This is a genomic window from Grimontia sp. THUN1695 (assembly GCF_059704325.2).
Window position 1 is genome coordinate 305,231 of the sequence record NZ_AP046576.1, and the last position, 23,211, is coordinate 328,441.

31 protein-coding genes are annotated in these 23,211 nt (G+C 50.8%); 16 read left to right on the forward strand and 15 right to left on the reverse strand.

The window, feature by feature from the left end; all coding sequences use genetic code 11:
• The 13 genes from AC6IB1_RS01490 (at position 1) to AC6IB1_RS01550 (ending at position 5,047) form a co-directional block, all read left to right on the forward strand.
• Complete coding sequence (locus AC6IB1_RS01490; RefSeq protein ID WP_497566616.1) at positions 1–234, forward strand: hypothetical protein; 234 nt, start codon at positions 1–3, stop codon at positions 232–234.
• Between the two features lie 30 nt (positions 235–264).
• Complete coding sequence (locus tag AC6IB1_RS01495; protein ID WP_497566617.1) at positions 265–762, forward strand: hypothetical protein; 498 nt, start codon at positions 265–267, stop codon at positions 760–762.
• Complete coding sequence (locus AC6IB1_RS01500; RefSeq protein ID WP_497566618.1) at positions 752–1,402, forward strand: helicase HerA domain-containing protein; 651 nt, start codon at positions 752–754, stop codon at positions 1,400–1,402. Before AC6IB1_RS01495 ends, AC6IB1_RS01500 begins: the two co-directional genes overlap by 11 nt.
• 232 nt (positions 1,403–1,634) lie before the next feature.
• A complete protein-coding gene (locus AC6IB1_RS01505; RefSeq protein ID WP_497566619.1) occupies positions 1,635–2,429 on the forward strand; it encodes a major capsid protein P2 in 795 nt (264 codons plus the stop codon).
• Between the two features lie 11 nt (positions 2,430–2,440).
• On the forward strand, positions 2,441–2,749 hold the full coding sequence (locus AC6IB1_RS01510) for a hypothetical protein (RefSeq protein ID WP_497566620.1): 309 nt from the start codon (positions 2,441–2,443) through the stop codon (positions 2,747–2,749).
• 9 nt (positions 2,750–2,758) lie between these two features.
• Positions 2,759–2,968 carry a hypothetical protein gene (locus AC6IB1_RS01515; protein ID WP_275873668.1) on the forward strand — a complete coding sequence of 70 codons (210 nt, stop codon included), beginning with the start codon at positions 2,759–2,761 and terminating at the stop codon, positions 2,966–2,968.
• Positions 2,946–3,326, forward strand: a complete 381-nt coding sequence (locus tag AC6IB1_RS01520; RefSeq protein ID WP_275873670.1) for a hypothetical protein — start codon at positions 2,946–2,948, stop codon at positions 3,324–3,326. Before AC6IB1_RS01515 ends, AC6IB1_RS01520 begins: the two co-directional genes overlap by 23 nt.
• On the forward strand, positions 3,326–3,778 hold the full coding sequence (locus AC6IB1_RS01525; RefSeq protein WP_275873671.1) for a hypothetical protein: 453 nt from the start codon (positions 3,326–3,328) through the stop codon (positions 3,776–3,778). Before AC6IB1_RS01520 ends, AC6IB1_RS01525 begins: the two co-directional genes overlap by 1 nt.
• Positions 3,778–4,320: a hypothetical protein gene (locus tag AC6IB1_RS01530; protein ID WP_497566621.1), complete on the forward strand. Its 543-nt coding sequence runs from the start codon at positions 3,778–3,780 to the stop codon at positions 4,318–4,320. Before AC6IB1_RS01525 ends, AC6IB1_RS01530 begins: the two co-directional genes overlap by 1 nt.
• The gene (locus AC6IB1_RS01535) at positions 4,320–4,565 is read left to right on the forward strand and encodes a hypothetical protein (RefSeq protein WP_497566622.1); all 246 of its coding nucleotides are present in this window, start codon (positions 4,320–4,322) and stop codon (positions 4,563–4,565) included. Before AC6IB1_RS01530 ends, AC6IB1_RS01535 begins: the two co-directional genes overlap by 1 nt.
• Positions 4,558–4,782, forward strand: a complete 225-nt coding sequence (locus AC6IB1_RS01540; RefSeq protein WP_497566623.1) for a hypothetical protein — start codon at positions 4,558–4,560, stop codon at positions 4,780–4,782. The genes AC6IB1_RS01535 and AC6IB1_RS01540 overlap by 8 nt, the downstream gene beginning before the upstream one ends.
• Positions 4,782–4,910: a hypothetical protein gene (locus AC6IB1_RS01545; RefSeq protein ID WP_497566624.1), complete on the forward strand. Its 129-nt coding sequence runs from the start codon at positions 4,782–4,784 to the stop codon at positions 4,908–4,910. The genes AC6IB1_RS01540 and AC6IB1_RS01545 overlap by 1 nt, the downstream gene beginning before the upstream one ends.
• Complete coding sequence (locus AC6IB1_RS01550) at positions 4,907–5,047, forward strand: hypothetical protein (protein WP_275873687.1); 141 nt, start codon at positions 4,907–4,909, stop codon at positions 5,045–5,047. The genes AC6IB1_RS01545 and AC6IB1_RS01550 overlap by 4 nt, the downstream gene beginning before the upstream one ends.
• A 25-nt stretch (positions 5,048–5,072) precedes the next feature.
• Here AC6IB1_RS01550 and AC6IB1_RS01555 read toward each other — a convergent pair whose 3' ends face one another.
• From AC6IB1_RS01555 to AC6IB1_RS01565, 3 genes are all read right to left on the reverse strand, one after another.
• Positions 5,073–5,522 (reverse strand): DUF3653 domain-containing protein, encoded by a 450-nt coding sequence (locus tag AC6IB1_RS01555; RefSeq protein WP_497566625.1) that lies wholly within the window; start codon positions 5,520–5,522, stop codon positions 5,073–5,075.
• 653 nt (positions 5,523–6,175) lie between these two features.
• Positions 6,176–6,502 carry a stress response translation initiation inhibitor YciH gene (yciH, locus tag AC6IB1_RS01560; protein WP_497566681.1) on the reverse strand — a complete coding sequence of 109 codons (327 nt, stop codon included), beginning with the start codon at positions 6,500–6,502 and terminating at the stop codon, positions 6,176–6,178.
• A 122-nt stretch (positions 6,503–6,624) separates the two neighbouring features.
• Complete coding sequence (locus AC6IB1_RS01565; protein WP_497566626.1) at positions 6,625–6,978, reverse strand: DUF3319 domain-containing protein; 354 nt, start codon at positions 6,976–6,978, stop codon at positions 6,625–6,627.
• A gap of 221 nt (positions 6,979–7,199) precedes the next feature.
• On the opposite strand from AC6IB1_RS01565, the gene AC6IB1_RS01570 reads away from it, so the two are divergent.
• Positions 7,200–8,162, forward strand: a complete 963-nt coding sequence (locus tag AC6IB1_RS01570) for a tyrosine-type recombinase/integrase (protein ID WP_497566627.1) — start codon at positions 7,200–7,202, stop codon at positions 8,160–8,162.
• Here AC6IB1_RS01570 and AC6IB1_RS01575 read toward each other — a convergent pair.
• On the reverse strand, positions 8,159–9,157 hold the full coding sequence (locus AC6IB1_RS01575; RefSeq protein WP_497566628.1) for a D-alanine--D-alanine ligase: 999 nt from the start codon (positions 9,155–9,157) through the stop codon (positions 8,159–8,161). The two genes, AC6IB1_RS01570 and AC6IB1_RS01575, sit on opposite strands and share 4 nt — an antisense overlap.
• 238 nt (positions 9,158–9,395) lie before the next feature.
• Positions 9,396–9,896: an SPOR domain-containing protein gene (locus tag AC6IB1_RS01580; RefSeq protein WP_497566629.1), complete on the reverse strand. Its 501-nt coding sequence runs from the start codon at positions 9,894–9,896 to the stop codon at positions 9,396–9,398.
• Between the two features lie 233 nt (positions 9,897–10,129).
• On the opposite strand from AC6IB1_RS01580, the gene AC6IB1_RS01585 reads away from it, so the two are divergent.
• Positions 10,130–12,811, forward strand: coding sequence for a bifunctional acetate--CoA ligase family protein/GNAT family N-acetyltransferase (locus AC6IB1_RS01585; RefSeq protein WP_497566630.1), 2,682 nt, complete (start codon positions 10,130–10,132; stop codon positions 12,809–12,811).
• Between the two features lie 110 nt (positions 12,812–12,921).
• Here the strand turns inward: AC6IB1_RS01585 and AC6IB1_RS01590 are convergent, their stop codons facing one another.
• Entirely contained in the window at positions 12,922–13,827 is a 906-nt protein-coding gene (locus AC6IB1_RS01590) for a LysR family transcriptional regulator (protein ID WP_497566631.1), read from the reverse strand.
• Positions 13,828–14,065: 238 nt separating this feature from the next.
• On the opposite strand from AC6IB1_RS01590, the gene AC6IB1_RS01595 reads away from it, so the two are divergent.
• Entirely contained in the window at positions 14,066–15,697 is a 1,632-nt protein-coding gene (locus AC6IB1_RS01595; RefSeq protein WP_497566632.1) for a DUF2813 domain-containing protein, read from the forward strand.
• Here the strand turns inward: AC6IB1_RS01595 and AC6IB1_RS01600 are convergent.
• The 9 genes from AC6IB1_RS01600 to phrB are packed head-to-tail and all read right to left on the reverse strand — an operon-like array spanning position 15,694 to position 23,210.
• Complete coding sequence (locus tag AC6IB1_RS01600) at positions 15,694–16,218, reverse strand: DUF3833 domain-containing protein (RefSeq protein ID WP_497566633.1); 525 nt, start codon at positions 16,216–16,218, stop codon at positions 15,694–15,696. The two genes, AC6IB1_RS01595 and AC6IB1_RS01600, sit on opposite strands and share 4 nt — an antisense overlap.
• The gene (locus AC6IB1_RS01605) at positions 16,215–16,817 is read right to left on the reverse strand and encodes a chalcone isomerase family protein (protein WP_497566634.1); all 603 of its coding nucleotides are present in this window, start codon (positions 16,815–16,817) and stop codon (positions 16,215–16,217) included. Before AC6IB1_RS01605 ends, AC6IB1_RS01600 begins: the two co-directional genes overlap by 4 nt.
• On the reverse strand, positions 16,763–17,299 hold the full coding sequence (locus AC6IB1_RS01610; RefSeq protein WP_497566635.1) for a DUF2878 domain-containing protein: 537 nt from the start codon (positions 17,297–17,299) through the stop codon (positions 16,763–16,765). The genes AC6IB1_RS01605 and AC6IB1_RS01610 overlap by 55 nt, the downstream gene beginning before the upstream one ends.
• Positions 17,300–17,320: 21 nt before the next feature.
• The gene (locus AC6IB1_RS01615) at positions 17,321–18,559 is read right to left on the reverse strand and encodes a class I SAM-dependent methyltransferase (protein WP_497566636.1); all 1,239 of its coding nucleotides are present in this window, start codon (positions 18,557–18,559) and stop codon (positions 17,321–17,323) included.
• Positions 18,556–19,299 (reverse strand): DUF1365 domain-containing protein, encoded by a 744-nt coding sequence (locus AC6IB1_RS01620; RefSeq protein WP_497566637.1) that lies wholly within the window; start codon positions 19,297–19,299, stop codon positions 18,556–18,558. Before AC6IB1_RS01620 ends, AC6IB1_RS01615 begins: the two co-directional genes overlap by 4 nt.
• Entirely contained in the window at positions 19,296–20,588 is a 1,293-nt protein-coding gene (locus AC6IB1_RS01625) for an NAD(P)/FAD-dependent oxidoreductase (protein ID WP_497566638.1), read from the reverse strand. The genes AC6IB1_RS01620 and AC6IB1_RS01625 overlap by 4 nt, the downstream gene beginning before the upstream one ends.
• A complete protein-coding gene (locus AC6IB1_RS01630; protein WP_497566639.1) occupies positions 20,588–21,316 on the reverse strand; it encodes an SDR family NAD(P)-dependent oxidoreductase in 729 nt (242 codons plus the stop codon). The genes AC6IB1_RS01625 and AC6IB1_RS01630 overlap by 1 nt, the downstream gene beginning before the upstream one ends.
• Positions 21,313–21,762, reverse strand: a complete 450-nt coding sequence (locus AC6IB1_RS01635) for a nuclear transport factor 2 family protein (protein WP_497566640.1) — start codon at positions 21,760–21,762, stop codon at positions 21,313–21,315. The genes AC6IB1_RS01630 and AC6IB1_RS01635 overlap by 4 nt, the downstream gene beginning before the upstream one ends.
• Positions 21,759–23,210 (reverse strand): deoxyribodipyrimidine photo-lyase, encoded by a 1,452-nt coding sequence (gene phrB, locus AC6IB1_RS01640; protein ID WP_497566641.1) that lies wholly within the window; start codon positions 23,208–23,210, stop codon positions 21,759–21,761. Before phrB ends, AC6IB1_RS01635 begins: the two co-directional genes overlap by 4 nt.
• Position 23,211 lies beyond the last annotated feature (1 nt).

Consider the following 23,211-nt stretch of genomic DNA (forward strand, 5'->3'; position numbering starts at 1 on the left):
ATGGCACGGGAAACCATAGGGCACGTTAAATGCCCGATTGCGGGCGACATGGCAGAGGTACGTCAGGACAAACGCGGCAAACTCTACTATCTGGGTGAGGCGGGCATGATTAAGCCCAACTTACCCACGGGTCAGGCATGGCTTGAAAGGCACATGATACCGCTGTCAGGGTCGCAACCTGACAAAGCCCCCCGCGATGATGACGGCGGGTTTTTAAGTGCCCTCTGGGGGTAAATTCACTTTTCACTGTCGGGAGACAGAGACATGGAACAAGACGACGTAAACGACGTGCAAGCGGAATTGAAAGCCCTTGCACCGCAAGCGGTGGCACTCGATGGGGGTGAACCGCTGACGCCCCCCGGGGGCAGTGCACAGCAAGACGGCCTGACGTTCGCGCCGCTATCAGAGGATGTGCTCACCGCAGACCCGGAAATGAAAGGCGCGCTGATGACCGCCGCCATGATGATTGTCCCGCTGGCAATGCCGAACTGGCAGGTAACGCCGGAGGAAATGGACGCGGTGTGTGAGCAGGGGGCGCGCACTATCCAGCATTATTTCCCTCATGTCAAAGCGGCGGAAATCCTCAAACATCCCGCATTGGGCTTAACGCTTGCTGTGTCGGCCGTGGCATTGCCGCGCATTGCAATGAAAGTGCCGCTGCGTGAGAAACCCGAGCCGGACGACGGGGACACCCTGTCCAGCGATGACCCCGCGCCCGCGCCTGAAAACACACTGAAAGAGGGGGCTCTCAATGAGCGATAAGCGGATTGATACCGCCTTAACGGCCCAGCATGAATACATTTGCGGCACCACTGGGGCCGGGAAATCGTCCCACGTCAAACGGGTGATTGATAACGCGTCACGGGTGGCGGTGTTTGACCCGGATGACGAATACAGCGAGCTGAAAGGGTTTGTCAGGGTGGACAGCGCCCGGGCGTTTCTCGATCACCTCTACCGCTACCCCAAGGGCGCGCTGAAAATTGCCTATGTGGGCGAGGGGAGCGCGGCGTTTGATTTTTGGTGCAATGCGGTGTTTGCGTGGGGGCGCTGTGTGGCGGTCGCAGAGGAAATCGCTGATGTCACCTCACCCGCCAAAGCCCCGCCCGCGTGGGGGCGTTTGCTGCGCCGGGGACGGAAACGGGCGATAAAAGTCATCGCCGTGACCCAGCGCCCGGCAGAGGCGGATAAAACCGCGCTCAGTCAGGCGGCCATCATCCGTACCGGATTGCTCGGGATGGATGCGGACCGGATGCGTGTGGCGCGGGAGATGAACATTAACCCGGAGGCGCTGGCCGGGTTGGTGCAATTGGACTGGGTGGCATTCCGACGGGCGGATTTGTCCGTGACCAAGGGGAACCTGACCCATCAGCGGGTCGAGACCCTCAGAGCGCCCATAACGTAACGGAAAGTTGGACAAAAGTGTTGAAAAAAGCGTCAATATCACCTTGACTAGATAAGGACTATCAACCCGGCACGTCGTGAGACGTCCCGATTTATCACGTTGTGAAACGTCATAAGGAACCATAAGCATGATTAAGAAATATGCGCCGCTCGTACTGGTGACACTGGCGACCCTCTGGGTAGCTAACCGTGTTGAGCCCGTTAAAAAAATCGTTTACGCATAAGGGGGTGACATGCGCTTAACCCATAAGCTCCCTTCGTTTTCAAACGTCGTTGCAGGGGCAACCGCGACGCTTCAATTGCCGCTGGGCCTGTCCTTTCACATGCTGTTGTTGGAATTTGCAGGCGTCACGCTGGCGCAAATGAAAAACATCCGTCTGGAAGTGAACGGCAAAGTGGTGCAGAAATGGAAAGACGGCGAGCGCCTGAACTCCATGAACAAGCACTACAAGCGCGGCACCGCCACGGCCTCCAGTTTGCCCGTCTGGTTTATTCGCCCGGAAATGGATGACCCGCTACAGCAGCGCGTGTTTGCCATCGGCACCAGTGACGTGCAGACGCTGACCCTGTTGATTGATATTGACAGCGCCGCCACGGCCCCGGTCCTGAAAGCGCACGCCATCAAGGGCAACCAGTCCCCGATTGGTATTATCACCAAAATCAAAACCTTTCCGGTGTCATTTGCCACCGCAGGTGAGCAGGAAATCGACAACCTGCCGCTGCCCCGTGGCGCACGTATCGCCGCCATTCACCTCTACAGCCCGGACATTACCCGTTGTGAGCTGGACATGAACGGCCGCAACGTGTTTGAACTGGACAAAACGCTGACCGCGAAAATCCAGACCGATTACCAACGCGACCCGCAAACCAGTGACAAAATGTCGATGGACTTCATGTTAGAAGGGGACATGTCACAGGCGCTGGTACTGGAAGGGGTGCAGGATTTCCGCATCCGTCCGACGCTGGCAAACCCGGGCGCGGTGGATGTGGTGGTGGAATACCTCGACCAGTTTAACGGCGGATTCTAAGGGGGCATACAATGGCGCAAGCAACGGATGCACTTAACCCCAACGCAGAAACCGCCCCCAAGGCGGATTCATGGCTCGGTGATTTTGCCGCCGGGGCCATGGATTTTTTCGGGCAGGCCGCCGGGGCGTATCTGGAATATGAACGCATTCAGGCCGGGCAGGATGCGACCGGGGGCTCTCAGGCTCCCGTGACCAGTCAGCCCGAGCGCCCGAGCCAGGTAAACACCGCCGCCCGTGCCGGGTTTGTGCCGGGTGTCAGCAATCAGATGCTGATGCTGGGCGTGCTGGGGCTCGGCGCGGTGATGCTGCTGAAAAAATAAGGGGGCAGTATGGAGCCGTTATCTCTTGGCGCAGGCGCGCTGGGTGCACTGGAAACCATCACAGGTGGCGCGGGCGGACCGTCCGGCGCGTGGGGGGGAACCCACCACAGCGGACAATGGCAGCTCGGCGGCCTGACGGTCAATAATGGCCTGCCGCAATGGGTCTGGATTGCCGCGCTGGCGGTAGGGGCGTTCTATGTGTACAAGCGCCACGCTTAAACCCCTGTCATGGTCAGAGGCCGCCCCCGCACTGGCGGCGGCACTGGGTGACTACATGAACGACGCCAAAACGCAAACCGCACTCGGTAATGAGTTTATTTTTGGCTGTCACGGCGCGGTCATGTTGTTACGGGCAGAGGGGCGGGAGCTGGTGATTGTCGGGTTTTCCGGCCCTCACCGCCTTGCCACTGCCGCCCCCGCGATAGTGGCGACCGCCAAAGCGATTGGGGCAACCTCCCTTAGGGTCCACACCACACGGCGCGGCGAGCTGCGCTATCTCAATATGTTGGGCTACCCGTTCCGGCTGGCTGAAACGCGCCCCGACAACCACGAATACGTTTTGAGGATGACCATCTAATGGGCGGAAAATCATCATCATCCAACACCACACATACCACTAACGTCGTGACGTCAGGACAGAGCCACGTTGACGGCGACAACACCGGGGTCATTCTGTCGGGGGTCAATAACAGCCGTGTGTCGCTGTCTGTCACCGACCACGGCGCAGTCAGTGCCGCCTTAAAAGCCATGAGCGAGACGGCGGCGGATGCCTTCGGGCTTGGCCGCGATGCCATTGAAAGCAATGAGGCGGTGTCCAAGCTCGCGATTGGTGAAATGTCTGACCTGTCACAGGACATTGTTAATAAAGCACTGGTCAGCGCGGAGGGGGCCACCAGTGCCGCCCTTGATGTGGCGAAAAACCTGACCCTGTCGAGTGACGCAGGCAGCGCGCAGCAGATGACCAAATACGTGGCGCTGTCACTGGCGGCGGTCGGTGTCGCTGCCGCATTACGTGGAGGGTTCAAATAATGGCGACCCAGAAAATCTCACTCTCTGCCGCGGTGCAGACGCTGGCATTGCGGGGCACCCAGTTTGCTTTACTCTCCGGCGCCCCCGTTAAAGCCACCTTTTACGGGGTGCGGGATAACTGGCAGGAAATCGTCGATGTCGGTGTGGGTGACGTGCTCACGTTTCCGGCGGAATTTGGCCGTATTGAACTGACGGCCGAATACAACACACTGGCGGAAATCTACGCCGGGCGCGCCGCATTCAGCCGTAACCGTCTGGACGTGTCCACCGCCGGGACGTCCACCATTTACACCCGGGGTGTAGACGTGCCGAAAACCGAACAGATGCTGGTTTCGCCCCGCGCGGGCCGTCGCTCTGTATTGATCATTCCGCTGGATGGCAATATCTATGTCGGCGGCTACCAGACCAGCCAGAATGACAAAATCCCTGTCCCTGCCGGGAGTCCATTTTCGATTGATACCGAGGCGGCCCTGTATGCCAGTGCGGACCCTGACACCGTGGCGGACACCGTCAATGTGCGCATTCTGGAGGAGGTCAACTGATGGCAAGTCTCAATATTTTTGGTGGGAACATCACCTTTCAGTCCGTGACGCTCGCGCAGGGGGGCAGCAGTGAAAACCTGCTGATTAACCCGCGCGGGGTGATTAATCAGGCTGACGAACCCGACGGCCTTTTATCCGCAGGTCAGTATTTTTGTGACGGCTGGAAAGCAGGCGCAGGCGGGGCAGAGGTTTACCGCGACCCAGACGGCTTTTTGATTAATCAGGAGATAAACCTTAATGCGTAACGTTATTGAATCCCTAAAACGCCGTCTAACACAGCCGTCCACCGTGCGCGGACTGGCGTTGATTGGCTCGGGGGTGGCGCTGGCAACCGGACAGGGACACCTGTTTACCGCCACCGTCACCGAGGCAGGCGTCAGTTATGGCGGCATCATCGGCACCGCCATCCCGGTTGCGGTCGGTTTCTGGGAGACCGTGCGCGACCAGTTTAAGGGGGCGTGATGGGGCAGATACTCATTGAACTGAATCAGATGGGCCTGTCCCCGGTACTGGTCGGGGTTGGGCTGCTGATTTGGCGCATGGAGCGCCGTATCACCGTGATTGAAACCCGGATGGAGGCCACCGCATGATACCTAACCAGTTTGGTGTCAATGTGGCCACACCCGAGCCGTTAACCGTCAAACTCGATGTGTCAGAAAGGACCATGTTGCTGGCCGGGTTTGTGGTGGTGGTCGGGGCACTGGTACTCAAACGCCTCAAGCGCTAACCAGCCCGCGACCGCGGGCCGTTTCTTACCGTTTTATTTTTTCCCGTCGTTTTATTTTGTCCCGCGTGGGTATCCACGGCGCCGCCTGTTTACGATGGCCACCCCGGTACACGGTCATTGGCTCCAGAGGAGGCCTGACGGGCGGGCGGTCAATCAGACCGTAGCGCTCACGCAACGCGTAATACTGGTCACGCCACAGCGGAAAACCATCCAGCTCGCGGGGCGCAAACTCCCGGCCCTCGGGGGTGATGATCACCGCGCGCTCTTCATTGACCTTAAAACCGTCCCAGTTCAAATCATTCGGCAGATAGCCCCGCGCTTTGATGATTAGCAGTTTTTCTGCCATCGGGTTAACGGGCGTGAGCCCAGAGAGCCAACGGCGAATGGTGTTGCTGGAAACGTGAAAATACGCCGCGCCGTCCTGAACGGTGGGAAATTCCCGCCAAAACAGAGTTTGAAATGCATCCTGTAACATGCGTCACCTCACAAATATAATCGGTTAATGAATGTTTTTTTCGATTGGTTTTGGTGCGCACCATCGGTATTTTCAATAAATCCCGTAATACACCGGGGATGTGTCGAAAATGTCTCAATGAGTTTGCATGATTATTGAAAAAGCAACAAGACGAAAAAGGTCGAGATTTCCATATAAAATTGATATTTATCAGTCAGTTGGCGAGGGATTAGAGGCAAAAACTGTAAAATGTTAAAACACATGCCAGCAGTGCGCATTATACATCTTATGTTAAATAACATGCACAGATACGCCAAATCTAATTTCCTTAAGCCTGCAATCACCCACTTTCTTCATAGAAAGCGTCGTATTGAACGTAATTGTCTATTTACCATAAAATAGATAATTACCAATTCTCTAAGAGACTCAGTTGGATCGTATTGTTCCAACTGAGTTCTTCTAGCGTTGGTGAATTATCTAATAAGAAGCAAGCTTGAGTGGTTGCCGGCCGCTTCTAACGGGATTTATCTTTGTCATCATCTTGACCCGCGCTTTTGATAGTACTTGAGCAATCAGACAGTTTAGACCAAATGAGTGGCTCTATTAGAAAATTGGTCGGGCGCTTCAAGCTTTAAACCAGATCTGACACTTCGATTTGAAAATGATTAGAAGAATTAACCGCCAGCCAATTTTACTGTGTGGCCTTTCTTTTCAAGGTAAGCTTTTATTTGATCCCGCTTGTCCCCTTGAATTTCTATCACTCCATCTTTGACAGAGCCACCACAACCACACACTTTTTTCAGGTCTGTAGCAACAACCTTCAGTTGCACATCGTCCAGATCTAGACCAGTAACCAGACAAACACCTTTACCTTTTCGACCCTTAGTCTGGCGTTGAATACGAACAATGCCGTCACCTTTCTCGCGAGTCGGCGCATGTTTTTCTTCCTTAATACGTCCAGTTTCGGTGGAATAAACCAATAAGCTGTTATCGTCTCTCATCATTCACTCTTTGATGCATGAAAATGGGGTTAATGCTAACAGGCAAAATACGTTAAATGGAAGCTTCTCTGGAAGAATTAGTAGGATGGCCGTGATGAGAATAATTGTTGAGAACAGTTAGCTTAAGATTTTGTCGCTACCCTTTTATCTATAAACTGTTTTAACGCAGGAAGCGAACCTTTGAGGAGCCTTCCCTTGATCATCATGTACCAAGAATTGTTGTTGTCAGGGGTATCATTCATGATCTGAATTCCCTTATAGTCTTCAACACCTTTTTGTTGTGGTGGATTGAACTCTTGCTTATCGAATTCATTGGGCTCACATACCACATTGGTATCACACCACCAATCGATGGATTGTTTAATTCCCAACAAGGTACCGGAGACGCGCCTTCCCCCAAGGCGCGCGCTGTATTGCCCGGCCTTTTCGTCGGTCAGTTCGATATTGTGACCACGGTGGAATAAGCGTTTTCTCATTGGCAGTAACTCTCAGTAGATTCATCATAAAAGAATATGCAACAAAATTTACTTCTACTGTGTAAATTAGACTAGTTTTACATAGCCCGCCAGTGTTAAGGCCTTTAAAAAACGGTAAAAAACAGCAGTACACTTTAGGTTATGTGATCATTTCCCTTTTCAAAGTCTCCCTATGCTGGGATAATTGAAAACAAATATAATAAGTTATAGTGCATTATAAAGTGAAAAAGATACATCCTCTTAGCGATCCTGCTGAAATCAAACAAAGCCTTGCTGTATTCAAGTGCGGTGATGTCTCTTTGGATGATTGGAATATGCTCACAAATGGCTTATACAGCCGCAACTCCTTATTGAGTTTCCAGAATGACTGGCAAGTATTTGTTGAGTACTGCAGGGAAATGAATGTCTCCCCCCTTCCTGCTGCGGTAACAGCGGTAAGACGGTTTGTGGAAAAACAGGCAACTAGTCGCAAAGTTTCCAGCATTAAGCGCTATGTCATTACGGTTTCTATGATGCACCGCCTCCATTCGCTTCAAGACCCTACCCGGCATCGTGAAGTCCGGTTTACCCTAAACCGGCTGTATCAGGATAAAGCTGATGAAGCGACACAGGCGAATGCATTCCATTACACGCACCTGCTAATGCTTCAAGAAAAATTGGGCACGAGTGAAAGATTAAAGGATATCCGGGATTTACTTATCTGGACACTTTGTTTCGAATGCATGTTGAAACGCAGTGAATTAGCAGCCATCAGTGTTAACGATGTCTCTCTGACAGAAGAAACCGGCATGCTGAATATTGCTGAACATACACTTGAGCTCTCCCAAGAAGCCACAGGACTTATTGAACAATGGTTAACTCTGACAGGCATCACTGATGGTCCTCTCCTGCGACGCATTAATAAGCACCAGCAATTGGGTGACGCCCCGATGGATCACTCCTCTATTTATCGGGTGTTCCGTCGGGCTGCATCAGAATTAGGTGTTGAGGGTTCTCTGACATTCTCTGGCCAGTCACCGCGGGTGGGCGCAACCCAGGATTTATCGGCCTCTGGGCTTTCTATTAAAGAGATACAACAGCAAGGAAGATGGAAAAGCCCCGCCATGCCTGCCCAATATGTGGGTAACAAGAAGGCAAGAAACGAGGCGATGAATAAATTTAAGCGTAAGCTCGAAAAAGATTAGTTGGCGATACCTGCGCGGATACAGCTTTCCAGATACTCCGAAAACGTATGGCCGTTGTGTTCGACCAGTTTTGGGAACATAGAAATCGGTGTCATACCCGGGAAGGTATTGATTTCATTCAGCAGCACATCGCCTTCTGGTGTCAGGAAGAAATCGATACGCGACAGATCTTTTAGTTTCAAATTCACAAACGCTTTTTCTGCGTATTCCCGCATTTGGGCTATCTGCTCTTCTGTCAGGTTTTCTGGTTCAACAGTCGTTTGGCTATGGCTCCCGGAGCCGTATTTCTCTTCATAGGTGTAGAAGGTATCTTCCGGACAGGCAATTTCGCCTGGTCGGGTAACAACCACTTCACCATTGTAATGATAAGCAGCAATTTCCAGCTCTCGTGGACGAACAGCTTTCTCAACCAACACCTGGTTTGAATACCCGAATGCACTGACAACTGCTTCGCGCACTGCGGATTTTTCGGTGACTTTATAACAACCAACCGACGAGCCCTGACACGCCGCTTTGACAAAAATTGCGCCCCAACGTTCGAAGGCTTCCTCAGCACTGCGAACACTGTCTTCGTTGTTATCCGTCAGAAAAACATACGGTGTGTTTGGAATACCAATAGCATCAAACCAAAGCTTTGATGTGATCTTGTTAAAACAAACATTGCTTGCCGACGAATCACACCCCATATAAGGCACGCCTGCCAGCTCAAATAAAGATTGAATATCACCGGTTTCACCGGGAAAACCGTGAATGCAAGGTACAGCAAAGTCGATATTGATAATCTCATCGCCGACCTTGAGGGTTTTATCCAGGTTCAGGCGGCAGTCTTGCCCTTTACTGTCTTTCCAGCCATTGTTTTTAGTGATTTCAACACGGATAACCGAGACAGACGGCAGCTTATTTAACTCAGATTCCAGATAATTTGCTGATACCAATGAAACTTCATGCTCAGCGCTACCGCCACCACACAACAACAATACTTTAGTTGGGTTCATGACCATTCCTACTTTGCCCTGACAACACGCTCAGGGGTATAAAATCCAATCGCACAATCCGTGAGGCCCTTATAGTAGACAAACAAATTGGCCGTTTCATTTAATCCAACGCAAATATCAGGCAATTTTTGCGTGATTGCGCAAAAACCAACCGTTGGTACCCCCAATGTTGTCTTCCATTTTTCTTCAGACAAGAAAAAAGAGAGCTTTCGCTCTCTTTCCCCAGTATTTCAGCCGCTTAGTTTAATCGCGTCATTTCTGGTGTCGACGATGATTTGATAGAAACGATTGAACGGATAAATGGACCAAACTGCTTGATATCCTTTGGCAATGCATTCAGCGCACGTTTGGCATCATCTTTCGATGCAAACTCACCATAAAGCAAGGTGTACCAAGGCAAACCGTCGACCATTTTTTTGTTTGACCAGACCGGCTTGTCAGACGGTAACTTATTCATGTAATCGTTAAAGCCCTTGTTATGGCTCAATGCGATCACCTGAATCGTATAAGTGGTTGATTCACTTGCTACAGGTTTTTTAGGTGGTTTCGGCTTTTCCGCTACCACAGGTTTTGGCATCGGTTTCGGCGTCACAGTTTCAGGCTCAGGAGCGGGAGCGACTGGCTGGCTGACCGGCATCACTTCTTCTTCAGAAGACTGGGTCAAAATTTGTGTGGTGCTGGTTCCTCCAGCACACCCGGTAAGCGCAAGGGTTAATAAGATAGAAAGGATTTTCTTCATGAATATTCTACTTTAGGAGTCACTGTCCTTATTCTGAACCCAGCCAATGATTCATTCAACTGAAACCACGACCACTCTGATCAGTATCTGCCATATGTCACACATCATTCTGACTCATTGACTTACCGTACGACGGATTTAGCGACGGATCACAACGACGCTAACCAGTTGAATCATCAAGATGACAAAACAAGTAAGATACAACGGTTCGCTTAGCTTACGCGGAGAGGGAAATGACCAGCCTGAACACCTTGTTTAAACCAAAATCCATTGCCGTTATTGGCGCATCAGACACTCAGGGACGCACAGGTAACGTCATCATTCGCAACCTTCAGTCAGGGGCATTTCAGGGACCAATTATGCCTGTAACCCCTAAATATCAGGCAGTCGCCGGGATCCTTGCTTATCCAACTATTGAAGCATTACCTCTGGTTCCGGATCTGGCTATCCTCTGCACTCACGCATCGCGAAATAGCGAACTGATTCGCCAACTGGGCGAAAAAGGCGTCAAAATGGCGATTATTCTCGCTGCTGGTATGAAAAAAATCAAAGCAGAGGATGGCAGAAGCGAATTTGAAGTGATGCGGGAAATCGCCTCACAGTATGCGATGCGGGTTATTGGCCCAAACAGTCTCGGTCTGATCCTTCCCTGGCTTAACCTGAACGCATCTTTCTCCCCTATCCCTGCAAACCGGGGCAATATCGCGTTTGTGTCTCAATCTGCTGCGGTGTGTACCACCATTCTCGATTGGGCCAGAAACCGCCGTATTGGATTTTCTACCTTTATTTCTCTGGGCGAGGCATGTGATATCGATTTTCCTGAACTGTTAGATTACCTCAGCCGGGAAAGTAAAACCGATGCGATCCTGCTTTATATCGACAATATCCAGGATGCGCGGGCCTTTATCTCTGCCGCCCGGGCCGCGTCGCGTAACCGTCGGGTACTGGTACTGAAAAGTGGCAGGACACCTGAAGGTGCGGCAGTACTTCCCCACCTTCAAGAAAACGCAATGGGATTGGATGGCGCTTATGATGCAGCCATCAGACGTTCCGGTATGCTGCGCGTAAAAACTACCCACGAGCTGTTTGCCGCCGTAGAAACCTTGTCCCATTCTGTACCGTTGCGCGGTGAGCGCCTTGCGATTATCTCTAATGGTGGAGGCCCGGCGATCATGGCAGTCGATACCTTGCTGGAAATGGGGGGCAAGTTAGCCGTGTTAAGCGAAGAAACCATCAGCAAGCTCAATACGGTGCTTCCGGCCAGCTGGTCGCAGTCAAACCCCGTCGATATCGTGGGTGATGCTGACATAGAACGTTATAAAAAGGTCACCGAAATCCTGCTCGAGAGCGATGAGGCCGATGCGTTATTGATCCTTCACTCGCCCTCGGTTACTGCGCCAGGATTAAAGACGGCCAAAGCGCTGGCTGACATGCTGAAAAATTCGCAGCGCGCGAAACGTTTCAATATCCTCACGAACTGGCAAGGTGAAAGTGATGATGCCACCGTTGCCCGTCTAGCCTTTGCACACGCTGGATTTCCCGCTTACCGCACGCCAGAAAGCGCCGTCACTGCCTTTATGCACTTGGTGGAATACCGCCGTAACCAGAAACAATTGATGGAAACCCCGGTATCTATCGGCCAGATTGATTACGACGTGGAAGGCGGAAAAGCGCTGATTCGGCAGGCACTGGATGAAAACCTGACCACCCTGACAACCCATGAAGCACGGCCGCTCCTCTCTAAATACGGCATCAATGTGATGGCAACATGGCTTGCAGAAGATGCCGCAGAAGCCGCCCAGATCACAGAGCAAGTCGGTTACCCGGTCGCAGTCAAACTCCGCTCACCAGACATTGCCCACAAATCTGACGTCAACGGTGTCATGCTTGATCTGAATAACGCCACCGAAGTTGCCAATGCTGCCCAGCTTATGCTGAACCGGGTCAGCATGACCTATCCCACCGCCCGGATTGAAGGACTGCAAATCCAGAGCATGGCGAACCGCGCTGGCTCGCAGGAATTGCGTGTCTGTGTGCGCTATGATCCGGTATTCGGCCCGGTCATTTTGCTCGGTGAAGGCGGGTCTGAGTGGGATATAAACCGTGATGCTGCTGTCGCGATCCCTCCTCTCAATATGGCACTGGCACGCTATCTAGTGATTGGTGCGCTCAAGTCCGGCAAATTGCGCCAGCGTGGCCACCCTTATAATCTGGATGTGAATGCACTTTGTCATTTCTTAGTGACCCTGTCACAAATCCTTATCGATGTTCCGGAAATCACCGAGCTCGATATTCACCCTCTCTTGGTAACCGGGGACAGTTTCACCGTACTTGACGCATCGATCCGACTTTCCCCGTTTGAGGGTGACGCCACATCGCGCCTGGCTATCCGTCCTTACCCGAAAGAGTTGGAAGAAAAAGCCAGCCTGAAAGACGGTCGCGCTATTTTGTTGCGCCCTATCCTGCCTGAAGATGAGCCAAATCATAAATCCTTTATCGAACACGTATCGGTCGAAGATCTGTACAAACGCTTTTTCTCTGATGTTGGCGAACTAAATCATGAAGCACTGGCAAACCTGACCCAAATTGATTACGACCGGGAAATGGCTTTTGTTGCTGTTCACCGCCTGAATGATAGCAACGAAGAAATACTCGGCGTAGTGCGGGCATTAGCAAACCCCGAGCATACAGATGCAGAGTTTGCCGTATTGGTGCGTTCAGATCTTAAGGGCATGGGATTAGGCCGTATCCTGATGGAGAAGATCATCAGTTATGGCCGTTCGAGCGGATTAAAACGCCTGAACGGGATGACGATGCCATCAAATTCGGGAATGATTGCTTTAGCGCAAAAAGTCGGTTTCAGTATCGATGTGCAATTACAGGATGGTATTGTTGATATGGATCTGCCACTTTAACAGTCAACCCACTGATTATTTGAGAATAAAATACTTTTTGTCTAATAGTAAACTGTCTGTCGGCTCTGAATTCCAGAACCGACGGGTTGATGTGATTCCGCTCTGTGCCTTTACTCTACTTTGCCTTCTGTAACCGGCTGGAGCACTTTCAGGAGTCGTGGAATTTCGCGTAACATCCAGATTTTGGCATTTCCCATCCGGTTACGCTTCCAAGCCATTACCCAGTAGAGTTTCTGTGGACCACTGCCGTCAATGACTTTCAACCGCCCTTCTTCAATATCTTTGTTTATCCACCAGTCCGGCATCGTACCAATTCCATAACCATCAAGAATGGCATGGTACTTTTCCGTCATCGATGAAACCGTCAGGCGCGGCTGTTCGTCAAGGATGTTGAACGTATAGGTTTTTGCATTACGGGCAGAGTCCGCCACCGAGATACTGCGGTACAAACGACGCACATTGGCATCGAAAGGGTTAGCATGGCGATGAATAGGATGATTTGTCGCTGCGACCCAATAGCTGTCGGAGTAGCCGATCTCCTGGATTTTGACACCCGCAGGCGCTGTAGGTGGCTTGGGACTAATCAGAATATCCGTGCGATCATCTTCCAGCGATTCCCAGGCACCTGCGAGGATTTCTTCTTGTAGCCGCACCCGGGTACTGGCCTCACGTCCAAGCTTTTCCACCAGCGGGAAAAAGTGACGGGCAGTAAGCAGGCCATCAAAGGCAATGGTGATATCCAACTCCCAGCCATGAGCCAGAGATTTTGCATCTGCCACCAATTCATCAGCGGCATTCATCAAAATACGCCCTCTCTCAAGCAATAATTTGCCAGCGTCAGTGAAGACAGCTTTGTGTCCCGAGCGATCGAAAATCACCAAATCCAGCTCCTGCTCAAGCTTCTGGACCTGATAACTCAGTGATGATGGCGCACGGTTAAGTGAATCTGCGGCAGCGGCAAAGCTACCCTTACGCTCAATGGCATCTAAAACCTGAAGTGCTTCAAAAGATAGCATGCTAATTCTCGTTCCTTGTACTCATTTAATACATGACCTGCATAGCAACACAATGTATTCGTTTGGCAGGTATTTGTATCCATTTCCTAAAGCTAGTGGATTGTAATTCATTTGGGTATATGTCAAATGAATCACAATCTACTGATTGAGAACAGAAAAATATGGGCAGAAAGTGAATTCGTGATGCATGTACACTCATAGTGCAGCGATCTGTCTTAGGCTTAAGATAGAGGTGAGTATGAAGTTAGATCGCATTGAAATTTCCGGTTTCAGGGGCATTCGCCGCCTTTCTCTCAGTATGGACGAGCTGACTGTCCTTATTGGTGAAAATGCTTGGGGTAAAAGTTCACTGCTCGATGCCCTTTCGCTCTGTTTGCCCTCTTCCGGTGAACATTACGCATTCAAACGTTCAGATTTTCATATTGATTACACGCTAGGCAATGCCCAAACCAATCAAATCCAGATAATATTCCGTTGGGTTGAAAGCTTTGCAGGGGAACATCGGGCCCGCCGTTATCGTCAATTCAATGAAGTATGGAACGGTAATGGTGATAACGGGTTACGCCGGCTCGATTTCCATATTAATGCACTGTACCAGGAAGGGAAAATCACCGTCAGTCGGGATTTTCTTGATACAAACGGCAACATCATCGACACCGACAAAAGCGAAGTGTTAGCGCAAAAACTGGTGTTGTTACACCCAATCATCCGGATTCAGGATGCACGACGCTTACGGGACAACGAGCTTGAGATGAACGGCAACAAAACCCGTTTGGAAAAGCGACTCGAAAACACCGTAAAGCGCCTTCAGCAAAAGCCTGGACATGTCAACAAAGGGGAGATCCACAGCGGGCTGAAAGCCATGCGCACTTTGCTCGATCACTATTTTGCGTTTAACAGTCACAACCGCTCACCTTCAGAAATCGAACCCTCCAGACACCTAAACATGCGCGCCAATTACGTGCACCCTCTGGAACTGGTAGCAAGCAATACCTCCAACCACAGCCGCCTTTTGCTGATGGGATTGCTCAGTACCTTTGTACGTGCCCGCGGCCCAAAACAGTTAAAAGCAAACGCACGTCCTATCGTGATCTTTGAAGATCCAGAAGGCCGACTACACCCAACACTGCTCAATCAGGCCTGGCGGCTGATCAGCATTATGCCAATGCAGAAAATCCTCACTACCAACAGCGGTGATTTGCTGTCAGCTGTGCCACTGACCAGCATCCGGCGTTTGGAGCGCGGGGCAGCACACACTGAATCCCACCAAGTGCCTGTTGGCAGGTTAAGTAAGGATGAAGAGCGTCGCGTTTCCTTTCATGTCCGCTTCCATCGCCCCAGCGCCTTGTTTGCCCGCTGTTGGCTGCTGGTAGAAGGTGAAACCGAAGTCTGGTTGTTCAATGAAATGGCCCGGATACAGGGGTACGACTTGAGCGCAGAAGGTGTCCAGATGATTGAATTCGCGCAAAGTGGGTTAAAACCTCTAATCAAGCTCGCCATTGCCCTTGGCATTGAGTGGCATGTGATTACTGATGGTGACTGGGCGGGGCAAAAATATGCACATACCGTCCGCAGCAGATTGGGTGGCGAAAAAGAAAAACACCGGCTAACGGTGCTTCCAGAGCGGGATATTGAGCATTACCTGTTCGCCCACGGATACGAGCCCCTGTTCCGTCAAATGGCAAATATCGAAGAAAACACCCATGTTTCCCCCAAGAAAATCATTGCCTGTGCGCTGAAAAAATATGCCAAGCCAGATGCCGCACTGGCGATCATTGAATACACAGAGCAGCATCTGGAAGAAGACATCCCGCTGCTCCTGCGATGGATTGTACAGCGGGTGGTCAGTATGGCGCGCGGTTCAGGTTAATCCTGCTTTTCAAAGAAAATGGAAATCTTGCCAACTTCGACACCAAACTTCTTCATGGACGTCAGGTTGAAAGCACGTTTTTCATCCTGACGATACAACCAGTCATCCAGAGTAAGCACATAGATACTGTCGCCAACTGGCACGCTGAGATCGTAAACCCAGTTCAACGCATTGCCGGACTCCCGGCCTTTTGCAATTCCAACGACATCCCCGGCGGTGCCTTCATAACTGCCATCTTCAAGGCGGGTGATCGTCCAGATTCGCTTTTGCGTTTCACCGTCATCAAACAGGAAATCTTCATCCAGCGTGATTTGGTTGCCCTCAACCGTGCCGACAATACTGACGTTAAAACGCCGGGTTTGTTTCCCGGTGTAATCCTGCACCATCCCCCAGGCAAGGGTTTCCCCTTCAAAATAGTCAAAAAGATTAAACGCCGGTGTACTGGATTCATACTCTTCCAGTGACGCAGAACAACCAACCAGCGCCAGGAATAGAACGTATAGGTAAATGATTTTTTTCACTCAGGCTTTCCTCCAATTAACGCCAGACGAAGCGACGGATAGGCGGTAGCCGGTGACAACCAGATAGCAGAAAACGCATTGGCGATGTCTGCGTTATCAAGAGCGCCAGTAGGCTGTGCGTTACCTTGCAGGGGCTGGTAAAAAAACCGTCCTCTGTCATTCGATAAAACATAGATTAAACGGTCTCCTTCCCTGACATCTGGCCATATACCAGACATCTGAGGCAGCCAGTTTTGAATCTGGCTCCCTGTAAAGCCAAGGTGCTCCCACTGTTCAACGGTCGCTTCCAGCAAATCTTCGGCGTCGATATCTCGGCTGTATGCAATGACCAAAGCGAAAGGATCGCCAGATGCGGGCTCAAATTTGCCGCTGGGCGTTCTCAGCTCGCTGTCGTAAATTTTCCAGAATCCCCAGGTCAGTGAGGCTTTACCGACAGGTTTCCACCAGACCCAGTCATCATTTGTGTCTATCTGGTTTGTCGTCGCCATCGCCGGCAAAGACAGCCACGTAAAGACAAGAAACAGGCTTGCCAGTAAACCCAACCCTAGTCTTTTTCTGTCAGCGACGTTTTCGTGATTTGTTGTGTGGTGGTTTCGCATGTCTCCCCCTGTCGCGAAAGGCGTTTGAGTAGAGATAAGAAAATGGTGGTGTAGAGAAACCAGGCGACAGCCAATACTGCCACTGTGGTGGTTAAAGGCAGTGAAAATGTCACGCCGCCCAGTTTTTCCCCGCCGAGGTAGCTCATTGCACCACCGACTGTACCCACACTGATAAGCAGCCATAACGGCTTGCCAAACAACCAGTCTCTCACCATCCAGATAAAGGCAGCAAAGCCCGCCCATAACATGCCCAGCCACAAAGGAATATGTGGTGTGTTGAAATTCAGCACCTGGGCATAGGTCAGTACGCTGTCACCCAAAACACCGATCAGGGTGATAATAGGAACAGCTTTCACCACGCCCCGATCAATAAACACCGAAACCAACAGCACGATCACCAGAAAAGGAAGCAAGTCGTTCTGCCCAAGGACAGCGGCAAACCAGTACACATTGAATGCCAGCGACACGATAACAATCCGCATACTTGCCTCCTTTTTTCTGGTTTATTCGCGCCAGTCAGGGCGGCTTAACAGCAGCTGTACGGTACTGATAGTGCGTTCGCGGAATCCCCCTTCGCAATAACAGAAGTAGTAACGCCACAGGCGGGCAAACCGTTCGTCATAACCCAGTTCAGCCAACTCATTCAGGTTGTCATTAAAGCGTTGGTGCCATTGCTGGAGGGTTTTGGCGTAATCCAACCCGATATCTTTCAGATCGCGCACGACCAGATCGCTTTGACGGGTGAACTGGTCAAGAAGGATGCTGACTGACGGCAGAAAACCACCGGGAAAGATGTGCTTCTGGATAAAGTCCACGTTATTGCTGTAGCGCTCATAACGCTGGTCGGCAATGGTGATCGCCTGAATAGCCATTAAACCATTAGGTTTAAGCAGCGATTCGCATTTCTTGATATACGTGGTCAGGAACTGTTTGCCCACCGCCTCAATCATTTCAATTGAAACCAGCTTGTCGTATTGCCCTTCCAGATCGCGGTAGTCTTTCTTTAGCAAGGTGATCCTGTCGCTTAGCCCTTCCTGTTCAATGCGGCTTTTTGCCCACTCATACTGCTCATTGGAAATGGTGGTGGTTGTCACCTTACAGCCATAGTGTTTCGCAGCATGGATTGCCATTCCCCCCCATCCTGTGCCGATTTCAATCAGGTGGTCGGTCGGTTTCAGTTGAAGCTGCTGACAAAGGCGATCCATTTTCTGAAACTGTGCACGTTCCAGCGTGTCAGTATCACTTTCGTAAATACCACTGGAATAGAGCATTTCCTGATCGAGAAAACGTTCGTACAGGTCATTGCCTAAATCGTAATGGGCAGAGATATTAGATTTGGAATTTTCTTTGGTATTGCGTTTTTTCCAGTGCGCGAACCTGGTGGCGATACTGGCAATCCATCCCACTTTGCTCTCCAGCCTATCCAACGCCGGTAAGTTGCGGCAAACGACACGGATCACATTGGTCAAATCTGGTGAATCCCACCAGCCATCAATGTACGCCTCCGCCGCAGCAATACTGCCCCCAGTCAGGATGCGCCGGTAAAAGCCCGGATGACGAACAATCACTTCTGCGTGCAACCATGCATCGGCATCGCCAAGTTTTTGGGTTTGCCCGTCAAAATCGACCAGCGTCAACGCCGCATCTTGCATATGCCCAAACGTTGACATGATCATGCTTCTTGCGAAGGTATCTCTCCTCGTTACCGGCCAGGCAGACGTATTGATATTCGCTGAATTCATAGTTTCTCCTTTGCCTGTTCAGGATGACCGTAAAATGGTGCGCCTTTTATCCAGAGTTTAAGCGCTTGCCAGTAAATCGAAACGACGACTTTTACCGTCATCACGGGCGTTTTTGCGATAAGTTTGGAAAGCTCAGACGAGGTAAACGGCTTCCTTTTCATGGCAAGGGTGGCATCGAACTCACGTTCACCACGATGCGTTTCCAAATGCACAAACGCGGTCTTGTTCAGGGGGCGCAATTTCCAAACGTATTTTTGATCAATAGGGTTGAAGGGAGAGACATGGAATGCTTTGTTATTCTCCCAATGCTTCCCGGCAGGAATGGCGTAATAATGCCTTTCATTCCATGGCGTGTTGCTTACTTCAGCCAGCATGTAGGCCCAGTTTCCTTCCTCGTCGTAGAGGTAATAAAAATTGACCGGGCTAAAATAAAATCCGAAGTAGCGCAGGTGGCAAAGCGCCAGCACTTTGCCGGTGAAACGTTTCCCGGTTAGGGCAACAACTTTATCCTGAACAGCTTGTTTCGTGTTTTCACGCCCTTCCATGTAGTCCGGCCGGTAAAAAGATGCCATGCCCCACTTTTTGGTGCTGAACCCCTTTACCGACGCCGCAAGCTCATCGACGTCATCAAGGTCAATCAGCGGCATAAACATCGGGTAGGAAAACACATGTTCTACCGGTGTGAATCGCCGGTGGCGAACACTGCCAACAAACAGGCCACTTTGGGATGCCGCGTTCATGATGCGCTCCGAAGTGGGAAAGGTTCGACATTGCTGTTAATGCCAGCAACCACATCCAGGGCGCTTCTCACGCCGTCTTCATGGAAACCGTTGTACCAATATGCGCCACAGAACCAAGTGTTGTTCACACCCGAGATTTGCTCGCGCTTTTGCTGGGCTGCAATACATTTCTGGTCAAACACCGGGTGGGCGTAAACAAACGTTCTCAGGATCTTAGAAGGGTCGATGTTGTCCGTTTGGTTCAACGTGACACAAAAGGTTTCCGGAGAGGTTATCCCTTGCAGGATATTCATGTTGTATGTCAGTGCTGCCGGACGGGATTCCAGTCCTTCGTCTTTACCGAGGTGATAGTTCCAACTCGCCCAGGCGGCTTTTCGCTTCGGCAGCATTTTTTCGTCTGTATGCAAGACAACGTCGTTATCCTGATAATCAATATCCCCCAGAATATCGCGCTCCTGTTTCGTAGGATCGGCCAACAGTGCCAATGCCTGATCGCTGTGACAGGCAAACACCACCTTATCGAAACGCTCGTCACCCTGCTCACTGTGAACAATCACATGATCATGGAAACGGGTCACCTGCTTAATGCGAGCATTGAGGCGAACACGGTCTTCAAAGGCAGGCACCATCTTGCGTACGTATTGGCGAGAGCCACCCGGGATCACATACCACTGTGGCCGGTTCGCCACTTCCAGCAGGCCATGATTGGCAAAGAAGCGCAGGAAGAACTTCAGAGGAAAAGCGCGCATGTCGCTCAGGGTAGACGACCAAATCGCCGCCCCCATTGGCAAAATGTAGTTCTGGCAGAAATACTCGCTGAAATGACGACGATTGAGAAAATCCCCCAAGGTCTGTTCGATCAACGGATCGCCGTGGGTAGACACCGCATAAGCTTCGCGCGCTTCCTTATTAAAACGGAGGATTTCTGCGATGAATTTGTAGAATTTGGGGTTAAAAAAGTTGCGCTTCTGGGCAAACAACGAAGCTACGCTGTGTCCGTTATATTCCAGCCCACTTTCATCGTTGTGCACACTGAAACTCATCTCCGTTTCCTGACCACTGATGCCTATCTCAGACATCAGGCGTTGGAAATTCGGATAGGTCCTGTTATTGAACACGATAAAACCGGTATCAATCGCATATTGACCACTGGCAACCTCGACATCCACTGTGGCCGTGTGCCCACCGATGTAGTCATTGGCTTCGAACAGTGTGATGTCATGCTGCTTGTGCAGGTAGTGCGCGCACGTCAGGCCGGATATACCTGAGCCGATAATTGCCATTTTCATTATGCTTTCCTTATTATTTTTCTTACCAGCGCGAGTTGCATTGCCATTGGCAGTGAAGAGAGGAATTTCAGGAAGTAGCTGAACTTACGGGGGAAGTGCACTTCCGTTTTCTTTTTTGCCAGGCCATGTCGGATAGCGTTTGACGCATCTTCTGGCGTCACCAACATGGGCATAGGAAAATCGTTTTTGTCTGTCAATGGTGTTTTAACAAATCTGGGTGAAATCAGTGACACGGTTACTTTCTTATTTTCCAGATCGACGGACAATGAACGGGCAAGATAAGAAACAGCAGCTTTTGATGCTCCGTAGGCTTCAGCACGCGGAAGGCCGAGATACGCGGCGGTCGACCCCATCAGCGCAAGGTGCGTACCTGGTTTAAAGTTATTTTGTAGCGCTTCAATACAATGGAGCAGACCGAACAGGTTGATATCAAAAACACGCTTGAACAGGTCAACATCGATATGGCCGTTATCGATATATTCACAGGTTCCTGCATTGAGAATAATCAGATCAAAAGGTTGATGGCATTGTCCAAGGGCGGTACTCGTCGCCTCTTTATCCGTGGCATCAAAGCTTAACACAGTGACGTTGTCACAACTTTCAGCCCAAGACTGCAAACCGGTGACATTCCTGCCACAAGCCGTAACGTGCCATCCATCAGCGGCATAGTCTTTGGCTAGCTGCAAGCCGATGCCTGATGTCGCACCGGTGATGAGCACCCGGTTCATTGCCCCAGCTTCTTTTTGATCATACGCACAGCAGAACCGAGCACTGGCAGCGCTTCGTAAAGCATCTCGCCGAGATCAAAATAATCACGGTGCATCACGACACGCCCCTCCTTGAGCACCAGTCGAGAACATCCCTGAACCGCACGCTGAGCGCCGCCATCCAATTTGGGATGAGACAAGGTCATGGTCCAGCTGATAAACGCCACATCGCCATTCACCGCATGATCGTGGATATCAAAGCGACAATCGGTCACGTTGGTGTACATGGCTTCAAAATACCGGGAAAGATTGTCATAACCTTCGATACGGTGCGCGGGATCCTCAAAAACCACGTCCTCGCTATAGATGGTATCCAGTGAGTGAAGATTGTCTTTGTGCAGAGATCGATAGACGGAGATGAAGCGTTCCAGTACATCATTCTGTGACAGTGTGGACGTTTGAATCATGGTTCGACCCTTTGTGTACTCTGGTAGTTTTTCGCCATCTCAAACATTTCGATAGCGCTGATCCTTGCCGTTTTGTGATCCACAATTGGGGTTGGGTACGAAAGTTCTATTCCCTTTTTCTCGGCCCAAATGTGCGGAGCATGCAATGCTGAATCTGGCACAGATTCCAATTCTTTCAACCATCTACGGATGAACCTTACATTCGGATCAAACTTTTTACTCTGAGAAGCCGGATTAAATACGCGGAAATAAGGCTGGGCATCCGTGCCTGTAGAAGCAGACCATTGCCAGCCACCATTATTGGCGGCAAAATCGCCGTCGATCAGTTTGGACATGAAGTACCGCTCACCCCATCGCCAATCAATATGCAGATCTTTCACCAGGAAGCTGGCGACGATCATCCGCAAACGGTTATGCATCCAACCGGTATCATTTAGCTGCCGCATTGCCGCATCAACGATAGGAAAACCGGTTTTACCCTGCTTCCAGCGCTGGAACTGCAACTCATCCCGGTTCCATTCAATGTTGTCTGTCCAATCCTGGAATGCTTTCCCTTTACTGACATCTATATAGGCGGCGACAATATGCTGATAGAACTCACGCCAAATCAGTTCACTAAGCCAAACATGGGCACCACCGGCGTCTTTTTCCATACAATTCGGTACTTCTGCTAACAGCCTCGCCAAACATTGACGGGGAGAAAGCGCACCAATGGCCAGATACGGTGAGAGCTGGCTCGTTCCCGGAATGGCAGGGAAATCCCTTGTGGCTTGATAATGGTCGACCCGGTAACGACAGAAATCACGCAAGCGCTGGATAATGGCACTGTCATCAATCGGCCAGCCAACCGAATCACATTGCGGGTAACGAAACACTATCTGACAAGGCTGACGCAGCAATGCGCTGGTCAATGCATCGGTTTTAACCGGACTGGGTATGCCTATAGGTGAAAGATCAAGCTGGGTTGCCTGTGTTATCCAGGCTTTTTTAAACGGGGTAAAAACACGGTATGTATTGCCTGCACCGTTGGTCACCATACCGGGGGCAAAGATGCATTTGTAATCAAAACGGTACAGCGTTGTGCCCGTCAGGCTTAACATGCCGGCAATGGCGTTGTCACGATCCACTTCGTCCGTTTCGTAATCACGGGTGCAGAAGATATCGGCAATTTGATATTGCTGGCAAAGCTGTGCCAATGACTGATTGATGTCTTTGTACCTGTCCACTGAGCGGAACAACAACGGGATATTCAACGCTGCGAGCTCTTCCCGGAGCGCAACCAGACGGCGCTGGATTAAATCAGCCTGCATGGGCGCAAGAGCGTGGGCTTTCCACTGTACTGGCGTTTCGTAATAAATCGCAATGACGGGCTCACCGTTTTTGCATGCTTCAGTCAGGGCAACATTGTCTTTTGCCCTCAGATCTCTTCTGAACCAAACCAGCTTCATC

Coding starts and splice junctions, on each gene's coding strand:
- AC6IB1_RS01565 (WP_497566626.1), bottom strand. CDS start 6,978: ATGAGAAAACGCTTATTCCACCGTGGTCACAATATCGAACTGACCGAC.
- AC6IB1_RS01550 (WP_275873687.1), top strand. CDS start 4,907: ATGATACCTAACCAGTTTGGTGTCAATGTGGCCACACCCGAGCCGTTA.
- AC6IB1_RS01590 (WP_497566631.1), bottom strand. CDS start 13,827: ATGCTATCTTTTGAAGCACTTCAGGTTTTAGATGCCATTGAGCGTAAG.
- AC6IB1_RS01625 (WP_497566638.1), bottom strand. CDS start 20,588: ATGAAAATGGCAATTATCGGCTCAGGTATATCCGGCCTGACGTGCGCG.
- AC6IB1_RS01530 (WP_497566621.1), top strand. CDS start 3,778: ATGGCGACCCAGAAAATCTCACTCTCTGCCGCGGTGCAGACGCTGGCA.
- AC6IB1_RS01635 (WP_497566640.1), bottom strand. CDS start 21,762: ATGATTCAAACGTCCACACTGTCACAGAATGATGTACTGGAACGCTTC.
- AC6IB1_RS01540 (WP_497566623.1), top strand. CDS start 4,558: ATGCGTAACGTTATTGAATCCCTAAAACGCCGTCTAACACAGCCGTCC.
- AC6IB1_RS01610 (WP_497566635.1), bottom strand. CDS start 17,299: ATGCGGATTGTTATCGTGTCGCTGGCATTCAATGTGTACTGGTTTGCC.
- AC6IB1_RS01505 (WP_497566619.1), top strand. CDS start 1,635: ATGCGCTTAACCCATAAGCTCCCTTCGTTTTCAAACGTCGTTGCAGGG.
- AC6IB1_RS01595 (WP_497566632.1), top strand. CDS start 14,066: ATGAAGTTAGATCGCATTGAAATTTCCGGTTTCAGGGGCATTCGCCGC.
- AC6IB1_RS01630 (WP_497566639.1), bottom strand. CDS start 21,316: ATGAACCGGGTGCTCATCACCGGTGCGACATCAGGCATCGGCTTGCAG.
- AC6IB1_RS01580 (WP_497566629.1), bottom strand. CDS start 9,896: ATGAAGAAAATCCTTTCTATCTTATTAACCCTTGCGCTTACCGGGTGT.
- AC6IB1_RS01535 (WP_497566622.1), top strand. CDS start 4,320: ATGGCAAGTCTCAATATTTTTGGTGGGAACATCACCTTTCAGTCCGTG.
- AC6IB1_RS01510 (WP_497566620.1), top strand. CDS start 2,441: ATGGCGCAAGCAACGGATGCACTTAACCCCAACGCAGAAACCGCCCCC.
- AC6IB1_RS01605 (WP_497566634.1), bottom strand. CDS start 16,817: ATGCGAAACCACCACACAACAAATCACGAAAACGTCGCTGACAGAAAA.
- AC6IB1_RS01575 (WP_497566628.1), bottom strand. CDS start 9,157: ATGAACCCAACTAAAGTATTGTTGTTGTGTGGTGGCGGTAGCGCTGAG.
- AC6IB1_RS01615 (WP_497566636.1), bottom strand. CDS start 18,559: ATGAATTCAGCGAATATCAATACGTCTGCCTGGCCGGTAACGAGGAGA.
- AC6IB1_RS01515 (WP_275873668.1), top strand. CDS start 2,759: ATGGAGCCGTTATCTCTTGGCGCAGGCGCGCTGGGTGCACTGGAAACC.
- AC6IB1_RS01585 (WP_497566630.1), top strand. CDS start 10,130: ATGACCAGCCTGAACACCTTGTTTAAACCAAAATCCATTGCCGTTATT.
- AC6IB1_RS01555 (WP_497566625.1), bottom strand. CDS start 5,522: ATGTTACAGGATGCATTTCAAACTCTGTTTTGGCGGGAATTTCCCACC.
- AC6IB1_RS01490 (WP_497566616.1), top strand. CDS start 1: ATGGCACGGGAAACCATAGGGCACGTTAAATGCCCGATTGCGGGCGAC.
- phrB (WP_497566641.1), bottom strand. CDS start 23,210: ATGAAGCTGGTTTGGTTCAGAAGAGATCTGAGGGCAAAAGACAATGTT.
- AC6IB1_RS01525 (WP_275873671.1), top strand. CDS start 3,326: ATGGGCGGAAAATCATCATCATCCAACACCACACATACCACTAACGTC.
- AC6IB1_RS01545 (WP_497566624.1), top strand. CDS start 4,782: ATGGGGCAGATACTCATTGAACTGAATCAGATGGGCCTGTCCCCGGTA.
- AC6IB1_RS01520 (WP_275873670.1), top strand. CDS start 2,946: ATGTGTACAAGCGCCACGCTTAAACCCCTGTCATGGTCAGAGGCCGCC.
- AC6IB1_RS01495 (WP_497566617.1), top strand. CDS start 265: ATGGAACAAGACGACGTAAACGACGTGCAAGCGGAATTGAAAGCCCTT.
- AC6IB1_RS01500 (WP_497566618.1), top strand. CDS start 752: ATGAGCGATAAGCGGATTGATACCGCCTTAACGGCCCAGCATGAATAC.
- yciH (WP_497566681.1), bottom strand. CDS start 6,502: ATGAGAGACGATAACAGCTTATTGGTTTATTCCACCGAAACTGGACGT.
- AC6IB1_RS01620 (WP_497566637.1), bottom strand. CDS start 19,299: ATGAACGCGGCATCCCAAAGTGGCCTGTTTGTTGGCAGTGTTCGCCAC.